General features: G+C 56.0%; 11 protein-coding genes. 5 read left to right on the top strand and 6 right to left on the bottom strand.

Annotated elements, in window-relative coordinates; translation table 11 throughout:
• Window positions 1–190 precede the first annotated feature (190 nt).
• Window positions 191–964, top strand: coding sequence for a cyclic-guanylate-specific phosphodiesterase (gene pdeH / locus INF58_RS00810; RefSeq protein WP_063450022.1), 774 nt, complete (start codon window positions 191–193; stop codon window positions 962–964).
• Between the two features lie 65 nt (window positions 965–1,029).
• Window positions 1,030–3,072 carry an AsmA family protein gene (locus tag INF58_RS00805; RefSeq protein ID WP_063450021.1) on the top strand — a complete coding sequence of 681 codons (2,043 nt, stop codon included), beginning with the start codon at window positions 1,030–1,032 and terminating at the stop codon, window positions 3,070–3,072.
• Window positions 3,073–3,164: 92 nt separating this feature from the next.
• On the opposite strand, the gene INF58_RS00800 is transcribed toward INF58_RS00805, so the two are convergent.
• The 3 genes from INF58_RS00800 to INF58_RS00790 form a co-directional block, all read right to left on the bottom strand.
• Complete coding sequence (locus INF58_RS00800) at window positions 3,165–4,487, bottom strand: MFS transporter (protein WP_193526803.1); 1,323 nt, start codon at window positions 4,485–4,487, stop codon at window positions 3,165–3,167.
• 260 nt (window positions 4,488–4,747) lie between these two features.
• Window positions 4,748–5,773, bottom strand: a complete 1,026-nt coding sequence (gene yhjD, locus INF58_RS00795) for an inner membrane protein YhjD (protein ID WP_063450037.1) — start codon at window positions 5,771–5,773, stop codon at window positions 4,748–4,750.
• Window positions 5,774–5,823: 50 nt separating this feature from the next.
• Window positions 5,824–6,723, bottom strand: a complete 900-nt coding sequence (locus INF58_RS00790; RefSeq protein ID WP_193526802.1) for a LysR family transcriptional regulator — start codon at window positions 6,721–6,723, stop codon at window positions 5,824–5,826.
• Between the two features lie 119 nt (window positions 6,724–6,842).
• On the opposite strand from INF58_RS00790, the gene INF58_RS00785 reads away from it, so the two are divergent.
• Entirely contained in the window at window positions 6,843–7,601 is a 759-nt protein-coding gene (locus tag INF58_RS00785; RefSeq protein WP_193526801.1) for an SDR family NAD(P)-dependent oxidoreductase, read from the top strand.
• A gap of 173 nt (window positions 7,602–7,774) precedes the next feature.
• A complete protein-coding gene (locus INF58_RS00780; RefSeq protein WP_193526800.1) occupies window positions 7,775–8,377 on the top strand; it encodes a response regulator transcription factor in 603 nt (200 codons plus the stop codon).
• Here the strand turns inward: INF58_RS00780 and INF58_RS00775 are convergent.
• Window positions 8,356–8,694, bottom strand: coding sequence for a lysozyme (locus INF58_RS00775; RefSeq protein ID WP_063865344.1), 339 nt, complete (start codon window positions 8,692–8,694; stop codon window positions 8,356–8,358). The genes INF58_RS00780 and INF58_RS00775 overlap by 22 nt on opposite strands.
• Before the next feature lie 71 nt (window positions 8,695–8,765).
• Complete coding sequence (locus INF58_RS00770; RefSeq protein WP_193526799.1) at window positions 8,766–9,305, bottom strand: GNAT family N-acetyltransferase; 540 nt, start codon at window positions 9,303–9,305, stop codon at window positions 8,766–8,768.
• Between the two features lie 149 nt (window positions 9,306–9,454).
• On the opposite strand from INF58_RS00770, the gene INF58_RS00765 reads away from it, so the two are divergent.
• Window positions 9,455–11,038 carry an STY4199 family HEPN domain-containing protein gene (locus INF58_RS00765; protein ID WP_193526798.1) on the top strand — a complete coding sequence of 528 codons (1,584 nt, stop codon included), beginning with the start codon at window positions 9,455–9,457 and terminating at the stop codon, window positions 11,036–11,038.
• Between the two features lie 52 nt (window positions 11,039–11,090).
• Here the strand turns inward: INF58_RS00765 and INF58_RS00760 are convergent, their stop codons facing one another.
• On the bottom strand, window positions 11,091–12,740 hold the full coding sequence (locus INF58_RS00760) for an alpha,alpha-trehalase (protein WP_193526797.1): 1,650 nt from the start codon (window positions 12,738–12,740) through the stop codon (window positions 11,091–11,093).
• Window positions 12,741–12,797: the final 57 nt, after the last annotated feature.

Genomic DNA, 12,797 nt, shown 5'->3' with positions numbered 1-12,797 from the left:
TGTGTGTTTTTTACGGTCAACCATATTAAAACGACGTTCCATTATTTTTTTTGAGCCAGCGCGTGTTCCGGCATATTTCTGTCATCTTAATTTCATTTTCCCGGTGAATTGAACATAAAGTTCTCACCTGGCGGGCCGATAACTCAGTGACGAGTCCAGAAAGGCTATCCCATACAACAGGACATCCGAAATGAAGTCAGAGCAGGTTATCCAGCGGCTGAGCACTACGCCTGAGGCAAGTATTGAGAACTTGCAGGAGCATCGCTACTGGCTGCAATGCGAGCGAGCGTATACCTATCAGCCCATCTACCGTACCGACGGTCGGTTAATGGCGATTGAGGTATTAACGATCGTCACTCATCCGTCGAATCCTTCACAGCGTATTGCGCCGGACCGCTATTTTGCGGAGGTTGCCGTGCGTCAGCGCATCGACGTGCTGGAAGAGCAGCTGAGAATGCTGGCGACAAAGCAGGCCTTCTTCGAGCAGCACGGTATTCTGGCGTCGGTGAACGTGGATGGCCCAACTCTGATGGCGTTACGTCAGAATGCGACGTTGCAGGCGCTGATTGCCACCCTGCCGTGGATGCGCTTCGAACTGGTGGAGCACGTGCGTCTGCCGCAGGACTCCTCGTTTGCCTCGATGTGTGAATTTGGCCCGCTGTGGCTGGATGACTTCGGTACCGGCATGGCGAACTTCTCCGCCCTGAGCGAAGTGCGTTATGATTACATCAAAGTGGCCCGCGATCTGTTTATTATGCTGCGCCAGACGTCGGAGGGACGGAACCTGTTTACTATGCTCCTGCAACTGATGAACCGCTATTGTCAGGGCGTCATTGTGGAAGGCGTGGAAACGCTGGAAGAGTGGCGCGACGTGCAAAATTCCCCGGCAGCCGCGGCACAGGGTTATTTCCTCTCTCGTCCTGTCCCTATGGATACCCTGGAAAAGGTGATAACCACGCTCTGATATGCCCGCTTCCCTTTGTCTGAACTATAGTTTTATAGGCAAGTTCATCAGGAAAGGGGACAACAATGACAAAAACAACCAGGGTGATTTCCTGGACAGCAGGGATTTTCGTGTTGCTGATCGTGGTCTTAATCATCATTATCGCCACGTTTGACTGGAACCGCCTCAAACCGACCATCAACCAGAAAGTCTCAGCCGAGCTAAACCGCCCCTTCGCAATACGTGGCGATTTGGGCGTCGTGTGGGAGCGCCAGAAAGAGGAAACCGGCTGGCGAAGCTGGGTGCCCTGGCCGCACGTCCATGCCGACGACATTATGCTTGGCAACCCGCCCGATATCCCCGAAGTGACCATGATCCACCTGCCGCGCGTGGAAGCCACGCTCGCGCCGTTAGCCCTGTTAACGAAAACGGTCTATCTGCCGTGGATCAAACTTCAGCAGCCGGACGCGCGGCTGATTCGCCTGTCTGAGAAAAACAACAACTGGACGTTCGATCTCGCCGGCAGCGACGATAAAGATCCGAATGCGCAGCCCTCTTCGTGGTCTTTCCGCCTCGATAATATTCTGTTCGATCGCGGGCGGATCGCCATTGACGATAAGGTGAGTAAGGCCGACGTAGAGATCCTCGTCGATCCGCTGGGCAAGCCGCTGCCGTTTAGCGAAGTGACGGGCAGTAAAGCCAAAGGCGATGACAGCAAAGCGGGCGATTACGTCTTCGGCCTGACGGCGAAGGGGCGCTACAACGGCCAGCCGCTCACCGGCAAAGGCAAAATCGGCGGCATGCTGGCGCTCAGGAGCGAGGGCACGCCATTCCCGGTGCAGGCGGATTTCCGCTCGGGCAATACCCGCGTGGCGTTCGTGGGCACGGTTAACGACCCGATGAACATGGGCGGCGTCGACCTCCAGCTTAAGTTTGCCGGCGATTCGCTGGGTGAACTGTACGATCTCACCGGCGTGCTGCTGCCGGATACCCCGCCGTTCGAAACGGACGGGCGCCTGGTCGCAAAAATCGACGCTGAAAAATCGTCCGTCTTTGACTACCGTGGGTTCAACGGCCGCATCGGCGACAGCGATATTCACGGTACGCTGACCTACACCACCGGAAAACCACGCCCGAAACTGGAGGGTGACGTTGAATCCCGCCAGCTGCGTCTGGCCGATCTCGGGCCGCTGATTGGCGTAGATTCGGGTAAAGGCACGAAGTCAAAAGAGGTCAAAAAGGACGTCCAGCCTGCGGGCAAAGTACTGCCCTATGACCGCTTCGAAACCGACAAGTGGGACGTGATGGATGCGGACGTGCGCTTCAAAGGACGTAAAATTGAGCATGGCAGCACGCTGCCGTTGAGCAATCTCTCAACCCATATCATCCTGAAAAACGCCGACCTGCGCCTGCAACCGCTGAAGTTTGGCATGGCGGGCGGAACCATTTCATCGAATATCCACCTGGAGGGGGATAAAAAGCCGATGCAGGGACGGGCGGAGATCCAGGCGCGCCGGCTGAAGCTGAAAGAGCTGATGCCGGACGTGGAGCTGATGCAGAAGACCCTCGGTGAGATGAACGGCGACGCGGACATTCGCGGCACGGGCAACTCCGTGGCGGCGCTGCTGGGCAGCGGAAACGGCAACCTGAAGCTGCTGATGAACGACGGTCTGGTGAGCCGTAACCTGATGGAGATCCTGGGGCTGAACGTCGGGAACTTTATCATCGGGCAAATCTTCGGTGACGACGAAGTGCGCGTGAACTGCGCGGCAGCAAACGTGGATCTGGTCAACGGCGTGGCGCGTCCGCAGATCTTCGCCTTCGACACGGAAAACGCGGTTATCAACATCACCGGTACCGCCAGCATGGCGTCCGAGCAGCTGGATTTGACCATCGATCCGGAAAGTAAAGGTATTCGTATCATTACCCTGCGTTCGCCGCTCTACGTGCGCGGGACCTTCAAAGAGCCGCAGGCGGGCGTGAAGGCCGGGCCGCTGATTGCGCGCGGTGCAGTTGCCGCCGCACTCGCCACGCTGGTCACCCCTGCGGCGGCGCTGCTGGCGTTGATTTCGCCGTCAGAAGGCGAAGCGAATCAGTGTCGGACGATTTTGTCGCAGATGAAGAAGTAAGGTGTGGCCCGTTCTTGCCGGGTGGCGCTGCGCTTACCCGGCCTGCATGTGAATCGTAGGCCGGGTAAGGCGTAGCGCCACCCGGCATCATCTTACAGTGACTGATGTTTAGTTTCGTGCGTCAGCAGCAGCGCAATCAGCGTCAGCGCTGCCATTGCCGCCAGATAGACGCCCACATAGAACAGGCCATAGTTTGCCTGAAGCCAGGTGGCGATATACGGGGCGACCGAGGCGCCCAGAATAGACGAAACGTTATAGGAGAACGACGCGCCGGTATAACGCACTTCAGTCGGGAACAGCTCCGGCAGCAGCGCGCCCATCGGGCCAAAGGTCAGTCCCATCAGGCTCAGGCCAATCAGCAGATACGCCAACACCAGCGCAGGGCTACCTGAACCCAGCAGCGGCGGGAAGACAAACAGCGCGAACAGGATGATCAGCGAGGTGATGACGATCATGCTTGAACGACGGCCAAATTTATCCGCCAGCAGGCCCGCGATGGGCACCATCACGCCAAATCCAATAACCGCCATCATCAGCATCCACAGCACTTCGTTACGCGGCAGGCCCAGCCCGACCGGTACGGCGGCGGTGCTGTAGGTCATGGAGTAAACGGTCATGATGTAGAACAGCGTATAGGTCGCCAGCATTATGAAAGTGCCCAGCACGGTTACGCGAAGGTGTTTGGTCAGCAGCGTGCCCAGCGGAACTTTAACCTGTTTTTTCGCCGCGGCGACTTTCGCGAAGACCGGCGTTTCGTGCAGGGACACGCGCACGTACAGGCCAATCAGCACCAGCACGGCTGAGAAGACGAACGGAATACGCCAGCCCCAGCTCATGAACTGTTCATCGGTCAGCAGCCAGGAGAGGAGCAGGAAGGTGCCGTTAGCGAAGAAGAAGCCAATCGGTGCGCCCAGCTGCGGGAAAGAGCCATACAGGGCACGCTTGCGCGCCGGGGCGTTTTCGGTCGCCAGCAGCGCCGCGCCGCCCCATTCCCCGCCCAGGCCTAAACCCTGACCAAAGCGCGCCAGCGCCAGCAGCACGGGCGCCAGAATGCCGATAGTTTCATAGGTCGGCAGCAGGCCGATGGCAACCGTAGAGATCCCCATGGTCAGCAGCGAGGCAACCAGCGTCACTTTACGGCCAACGCGATCGCCAAAATGCCCAAAGACCGCTGAACCAATCGGACGCGCAACGAAGGCGATAGCAAAGGTGGCTAAAGACTGTAGCGTGGCTGCCGTCGGGTCGCCCTGTGGGAAGAAAATATGCGGAAAGACAATGACCGCAGCGGTGGCATAAATGTAAAAGTCGAAGAACTCAATGGCGGTGCCAATCAGCGATGCGACGACGACTTTATTGCGGGAGTTGACCGGAACGTGTTCCGCCCCTTCGTTAAGTGTGGTGGCTGTTGCTTGCATAATATTTTCTTATTTTTGGACGAACGAAGGGCCATATTAGGCATAGCAAAAGCGACATTTCAATCTGTAACAAAGGCGTGGCATGGTCATAAAAGCAACAAAAAGCGGATAATTTTCAGGCCAGCGAAAACACTTCCATGAAATGCTTCACACATTATAAATATAAGTCATTAAAACTGGTTTTGAGTTAAATAAAAGTTACGGTCTGGATTTATATGCTGAAATGATGAATCGGGCTGAAATATCAGCCCGACAGAACATCAGTGGTGGGTTTTTCCCGGCATGCGCGGGTCGTCTTTATACTCTGCGGTGGCGATCCACGCGGCGCAGAACAGCGTCAGGCGCGCGAAGAAATAGAAGAAGGCCATCAGCCCCAGCACTGAACCAAAGGCCGCGCCGGAGGGAGACTTGACCAGCGACGGCAGCGTATAGGTCATCACAATTTTGATCACCTCAAAACCAATAGCGGCAATCAACGTCCCGCGGATCAGCGCCTTCTTGCGCGGGCGATGGCGGGGCAAACGCCAGAAGATCCAGAAGAACAGCAGGTAGTTAGCAAAGATGGAGATGGCAAGCCCTATACCGCGCCAGGCCGGCTTAAGCCATTCAATGTAATCCAGATACAGCGCGGAGATAATCATCTGCTGCGCGGAACCGGCGACCGAGGTGATAGAGAGCGTGATGACCAGCGCCACCAGCAGCCCAATCAGCGAAATAAAGTCGCGCAGATACTTCACCCATATCTTCTCCTGGTCCTGCGGCGTACGCTCCCAGACGTCACGCGACTGGGCGCGAATGGCCTCACGCAGGTTGCCCATCCAGTTCACCCCGGAGTAGAGCGCAATGAGCAACCCGACGATACCCACGGTGGTACGCTGCTGCACGGCGGTATTGATGGTGCTTTTAAGCGTCGTGGCGAGCGTCTGGTCGCTAACGTTGTTCAGGATCTTATTGAAGATGTCCTGCAATAGCGTCGGGTGAGACGCCAGCACAAAACCGGCGGCGGCAAACGACACCATCAGGATGGGGATCATCGACAGGAAAGAGAAGTAGGTGATCGCCGCGCCGAACTGATTTCCCATGCGGTCATTGAAGCGCTCAGCGGCGCGTATCAGGTGGGCAATCGCGGGTATCTGCTGAATTTTTTCAGCTATACCGGTTACGGTGCCCAGCGCTTTGCTGGCCGTTCCAGGCTCTTTCGGCGCTTCAGGTTCGTTATCCATCTTTTTGATGGGTTCATAATCTAAATGTTGAGTCGGTCGTTGCGGGTTATTTTCCGGCGTCACGCGCATTTTCCTTTTCGTTGAGCTGGATGTTACTGAATTATAGCTTGCGACTAGTCCACGTAACTTTTTGTGAGTTCGGTAAGCCACGCCATAAACACATTCACCCGGCGGGAGAGGTTACGGCGGTGGGGATAAATGAGGGAGACGGGCATCGGTTCAGCCCGGTACTGCGGCAGGATCTCCACGAGTTTTTTCGTGCGCAGGGCATCACGCACCCCGACGCGTGGGACCTGAATAATGCCAAGCCCGGCGATACAGGCGGCCTGGTAGGTTTCCGTGCTGTTGACCGTTAGTACGCCTCCCGTTTTCACCCACTGGGTTGCGCTGCCGTTGAAATACTCAAAACCCAGCGGGCGGGTGCCCAGCGTGGCGGAGTAGTGAATGAGGGCGTGTGAGGCCAAATCGTCCAGCGTCTCAGGGTAGCCGAATCGCGTCAGATAGTCCGGGCTGGCGCAGTTAATCACCGAAAGCTTCCCAAGCGGACGGGCGATAAGCCCGGAGTCCTTCAGGTTACCCACGCGCACCACGCAGTCAAATCCTTCGCGGATGACGTCCACCAGGCGGTCGCTGCTGCTCAGCTCCAGCTCAATGCCGGGGTACTGCTGTAAAAAGGCAGGCAGTTTTGGAATGACGACATTTCGCGCAATGGCAACGGGCATATCCACGCGTAGCCGACCGCTGATGGAGGAAGGGTCGTGCAGGAACATGCCGTCCAGCTCGTCCAGATTCATCAGCAGATCTTTTGCACGTTCGTAATAAACCATGCCGTCCTGCGTCAGGCTGACGCGACGGGTAGTGCGGTGCAGCAGCTGCGTACCCAGCGCGTTTTCCAGAGCCTGGATCTGCCGCGATACGCTCCCTTTCGGCAGGCTTAACGTCTCCGCGGCGCGGGTAAAACTCTCCAGTTCCGCGACGCGAAGGAAAAGCTGCATTGCGTGTATTTTATCCATAGATGTTAGTCATTGTTGTTATGAATGAAACAGTGAAGCGTTAGCAGGAGTATTTATTGATTTTCTACCATCTAATAAGCTCTTTCTCAATCTTCATCACAGACGAAACGAGGTGAATTATGCGTGAACGTATTGCATTAGTGACCGGCGGTAGCCGCGGCCTGGGTAAAAACGCCGTTCTGAAGCTGGCTGCGGAAGGGACAGGCATCATCCTGACCTGGAACAGCAGCCAGCAGGAGGCGCATGACGTTGTGCGCGAAATAGAGGCAAAAGGCGGAAAAGCGGCCGCATTGCAGCTTAACGTCGGCGATACGGCAAGTTTTCCGCGTTTTGCTCAACAGGTGAAGGACACCCTTCAGAACGTCTGGCAACGTGACGCCTTTGACTATTTAGTGAACAACGCCGGCACAGGCTTATACGCCCCCTATACCGAGACGACGGAGGCGCAGTTTGACGATGCGGTGAACATTCATTTCAAAGGCCCGTTTTTCCTCACGCAGCAGCTGCTGCCGTTAATAAAAGACGGAGGACGGATCCTGAACGTCTCCAGCGGACTGGCCCGTTTTACTCAGCCAGGCTCAGGCACCTACGCTGCCATGAAAGGGGCGATGGAAGTGCTGACCCGCTATCAGGCAAAAGAGCTGGGCGCGCGCGGTATTTCCGTCAATATCATCGCGCCCGGCGCCATTGAAACCGACTTTGGTGGCGGACGCGTGCGGGATAATGCGGAGCTTAACCAGCTGCTGGCGTCGCAAACTGCGCTGGGACGCGTGGGCCTGCCCGATGATATTGGTGACGCCATTGCGGCCCTGCTCAGCGACAAACTGGGCTGGATGAATGCGCAACGTATTGAAGTCTCAGGCGGTATGTTCCTGTAATGTTCGGTCTTAAGGGGAGGGAACCCTCTTAAGGAAATCCTTAATTCAGGTATGTCTAAATGCGGGAAAATATAAAGAGAGCCGGATGAATTGTAACCTCTCCGTTCATTGAGTTTTTTCTTAAAAAATGCCTCTGTAGAATCCCCCTTCGCTATTCTCAGAGGAGTAAAACGATGCGAGTAATCATGTTTGACAGGCAGTCACTATTTATTCATGGAGCGATGTGCAGTTTGCAGAAGTTAATTCCTGAAATAGATTTGACAGGGACTCGTCAGACTGATGAATTATGGGCGCAATTATCCGCGTCACCCTGCGCTATCGTCATGATAGATGGATATTTAATTCATGATAATGGTGTGGCTTTACTGGAAGAGATTACGGAACGTTTTCCAGCGGCGCGCGTGGTGTTGGTATTAACGAAAAAAGAGCCTCGCTGGGTTGAGCAAATGCTACAGCGCAACGTGGTGGCGATAATCCCCCGCAATGCGAATCCCGAACGCTTTTCCGCAGTGCTGGATTCGGTATCGCGAGGAATGGTCTGTTTTCCCGGCGAGTGGCTGAAGCAGCACTCCTCTCATGATGAGTTGTCATTGTTAAGCGAGCGCCAGCGTGAGGTGTTGAAGTTACTGGCGGCCGGAGAGTCGAATAAAGAGATTGGGCGTAATCTCAACATCAGTGCGGCAACGGTAAAAGCGCATCTTGAGACGCTTTTCCGCCGTCTTGACGTCAAAAACCGGACGCAGGCCGCGATGTACTACACCCGGGCGACGGCCTGAAGGATCTTCTCTGGCAGAGGGGAGTCTTCCCCAAAACTGAAGAGAGTTAATACCAGGGCATCATGCTGCTGTTGGGTTAATGGGCGTCGGTTGGTTTCCCGCAGCAGCGTCTCACATAATTGAATATCATTGAAAAGCAAATACTCCGCCTCAGCCGGCGTAATGAGGCCGTTAAATTTCTCCCACTGGCGAATCACGTGACCGTAACCTATAACCCATATTCCCTTTTCGTCACGATATTTTTCCAGGGAAAGTCCCTGCTGCTTTTTAATTAATGCGATTGCAGCAGACGTTATCTGCATTGCATAACCCGTCATAAGCGTTTCCTCTTAATGGCGCGACTATAGAGGAAACGACGGCCGGGGAATATCCGCCAAATGGCTGTTGATCAGGTTTTACTGAACGGGTATTCCTTTTTCAATAATCCGAACAGCCAGTCGTTATGCCATTGCCCTGAAAGGAAATAACTCTCGCGCAACTCACCTTCCAGCTGAAAACCTGTTTTTTCCAGCAGCCGCCTTGAGGCGATATTTCCCGCGGTAACGGTGGCGGTGAGCCGACGAATATTGCCCTGAGTCAACGCGAAATCACACACGGCCCGCAGCGATTCAAAGCCATAACCTTTCCCCTGCGCAGAGGGCGCAAAGAGAAAACCAACTTCGGCACAATCTGCTTCCCGGTGTACATAGCCGGTTACGCCCAGCGGCGTCTGGCTGGCCGTATCACGCACCACAAGGCAGAGCCAGTGTGCGCTGCCCGGCGTCCACGGCAACAGTCGAGACTCAAAGGCATCCCGAATGTCCGCCTCGCTACGCGCCTCGGCGACAAAACGCATCACGTCAGGATGTTGCTGAAGCGACAGAAAAAAGGACCAGTCTTGCTCCTGAAGCGGCGAGCAGGTGAGGCGTGCGGTCGTAAAGGCGGGCATTCAGATTCTCCTGAGACATTGTAAATGATTATAGGGTTGTCACTTTATTTCAACAGAAAGTCAGGTATGTTTAACCTCGTATAAATAAAAAGAAAAATCACCTTTAATGCCGCTTTAGCGGTATTTGTTGTCTCTCAAGGAAAACAAAGATGATGAGCTCATCGCATCATACCCGCGAGCAGTTTGAACACTGCCTGGCGGCGATCCGTCAGGCGTCTGTCGAAATCTTACTTCTGTTGAATGTACCTGTTAGTGAAGGCAAAGATCCACGCTGGTTTCTGGAGCAGCTGGACAGCGCCCGCCTGGGGCTGGGTGGGTGGGGCGCCGTTGCCAGGAAGCTAAACCTGAATGATGCAGAAATGACGGCCTTTACGCTGCAATTACGCTTGCTTCAGCAGCGCGTCCCCCAGTATGAAAGCGGGCAGGACGTCAGCGAAAACCAGCTGATTGCGGCGATGCGCTTTGTAACCGCCCTTGAATATCTGCGTTTGCAACAGCCCCTCCTGACCTACGATACCGGGATGGTGCCAGAGCAGGCGAGCCAGCTTCAGGCGCAGAAACAGGTGCGAGCCATCGAGCTAATGATAAAAGGGCTGATACAGCAGGCGTGGCCCGATCCGACGCGGCTGAATAATCATCTTAAGACCTTGTTTAACGCCGATCGCGTGCGTCGCTGGCTGAAAAACGGTGAAATTAACGATGTGCTGAGCGGCATGTTGTTCAGCGAGCTGGCCCAGCTGCTGGTGGATAAAAAAGAATTTAGCCGCTATTACGCGTCGCTGTTTAACGACCCGGACATGCTGACGCTGCTGGTAGAGCCACGCAAAACGCTGCAAACCTTCCTCGAAGATATCCGTCAAATCCGCAACAGCATCACCGTGCAGCAGCCGTTAAGCGGGGCGCAAATCCAGCTACTCGACAGCTATTACACGCAGATAACCCGCTCCGTTCAGCGCGCGTTTGAGGAAGGGCGAACACGCATTAACCCGGCGGCGCTCATGGCGGTGGAGGAAAGCGAGCTGCACGCGTTCTGGGAAAAGGCGCAGAAAAGGGATCGCACCACGGGTGGCGATCTTTTTGAAGTGCGCGACAGCATCGAGAAACCGACCCAGCGCGCCGCGCGAACGCCCGAGCAGCGCGAACAGCTGATTTCCGGCGTGCTGTGGGGAGCGGTTGGCGTGATGGTTATCGCGATTATCGTGGGGGGAGCCTGGCTGGTAACCAGCAGTAAACCGCAGCCGGCTTTAGCCAGTTCGGCATCTCCCGCGCCGGTGCAGGAGATGCGCGAAACGCCTTCCTCGCGAGAAACGCTGACGCGTATGGGTGTGACCTGGGATGAAAACAACTTCCGTTCAGCTATCAGCCGCAACGATACCCGCGTGGCGCTCCTGTTCTTGCAGGGCGGGATGGACTGGAAAGTGTCATGGACAGAAGAGGCGTTGTCGGCAGGCTACGACGACGTGCTGGAAGTGATGCTGCGCTACCGCCTGCAAATGACAGAGCAAAAGCCCTGCCGACGCTTTATTAACACGCTTAGCCATGCGATGGCGAACGGCGAATCGCTGACGTCTATGCGCAAGCAGTACCTGAAAGCGTTCTGTACCGTCCCGGCAGTGGTGAAACGCCAACAGCATGATGCGGATATGGCCACGCGCCGCGCTAAATCTCAGCCGGATGCCACCACAAAAAAATGGCAGTCCATCCAGACTGCCATTTATGAGGTGATCCGCTGATTATTTTTCCCCCTCTCCCTTCAGGGGAGAGGATCAGGGTGAGGGGCGAGGCTCAGGGCTCCCCATACAACCCAATCAACCGCCGCACCACGCCATTGGTCCAGCCGAAGCCATCCTGCAACGGATACTCCCCCCCGCCACCTTCGCGTGGCGTGCTGCTGGCGATGTGGTACTTCTCAATCAGCTTATGATGGGTTTTATAGTAATGGTTCACCGTGTGCAGCCAGCTCCAGGCGATCTCATCTCCCAGCGAGTCGTTGCCGTACTGTTTGAACCCCTGAATGGCCATCCATTGCAGCGGCGCCCAGCCGTTCGGCTTATCCCACTGTTCGCCTGTTTCATATTCGGTGGCGAGGATCCCGCCCGGTGTGAGCAGACGGGCTTTAACGGCATCGGACAGCCGCTCCGCCTGCTCATGCGTCGCCATGCCCACGTACAGCGGCACAATGCTGGCCGCAGAGAAGAGCGCCAGCGCTTCACGTCGCCAGTCGTAATCGCGATAACAGCCGTTCTCGTCGTCCCACAGATAGCGGTTCACCGCCGCGCGGCGGTCGCTGGCTTTCTGACGGAACAGATCGGCGGTCTCTTTATCCCCTTTCGATGCTGAGATATTGGCAATAGCGCTCTCCAGCTTGAACAGGAACGCGTTCAAATCGATGGGGATAAATTGCGTCGTGCGGATGCTGGCCAGCCGCGCCGGATCGCGCAGCCAGCGGGACGAGTAATCCCAGCCGGAGGCTGCCCCGGCGCGCAGGTCGCGATACACCTCGTTCGGCGGACGACCCGAATGACGGGCGGTTTCAACGTCCTCAATCCAGGATTCATCCCGCGGCGTATCGCGATCGTCCCAGTAACGGTTAAGCAGGGAGCCGTCCGGCATGCAGACCGCACTGCGATAGGCCTGATTGAGCAGCAGCGATTCTGCCCCGTCCATCCAGAAGGCGTACTCCATCTTGAGGTGTTCAAGATAGCGCTTCGCCCCGCGCACGCCGTCCTCTTCAAACAGCTCCACCATCAGCGCAAAAACCGGCGGCTGGGAGCGGCTGAGGTAGTAGGTACGGTTGCCGTTCGGGATATGGCCATAGCGCTCAATCAGCCAGGCGAAGTTATCGGCCATACATTTCAGCAAATCGTTACGACCGCTTTCCGCCAGGCCCAGCATGGAGAAGTAGGAGTCCCAGTAGTAGGTCTCGCTGAAGCGTCCGCCGGGCACAATATAGGCCTGCGGCAGCGCCAGCAGCGACGACCACGGGATGTGATCCTGCGGCTCGCGCGTCAGCACCGGCCACAGGTTATCAATGTGTTCTTTCAGGGAGAAGCCGGGATCGGAGACGTACTCTTTGCTGTAGTCCTCCGGCAGCCAGAAGTGATTCTCCACAAAGCGCGCCAGGTCGAAATCACGGTGACGACGCACCTTGCGGTAGCGAATCAGGATATCCAGCGGATCCATCTTCGGCGCACAGTCGGGGAAGGTTTTGCTGTCCGCAAACAGCCGTGACGACTGGACGTGTTCAAACAGTTCAAGGTAGCGGTCTGCGGGCGTGAGGGCATCGGACGCCGGCAGCCCTTCAATCATTTCCGGTTCCGGCTCTGCCTCGATCATCTCATCCAGTTTTAACTCACAGGGATCGGTTTCGTAGCGCAGCTCTTCTGCAATTTCGAACTCGATTTCCTCGGCAGTCTGTAGTTTCTGGTTGAACATGGTGATAAAGACCTCCGGTTATGTGTTCTCAAAGACTGGTTTTTCCGGGCGTCCTAT

It is taken from the genome of Enterobacter cloacae complex sp. P24RS (assembly GCF_014982165.1).
In the GTDB taxonomy this organism is placed as follows: domain Bacteria; phylum Pseudomonadota; class Gammaproteobacteria; order Enterobacterales; family Enterobacteriaceae; genus Enterobacter; species Enterobacter quasihormaechei.
This window is presented reverse-complemented; position numbering and strand designations above follow the sequence as displayed.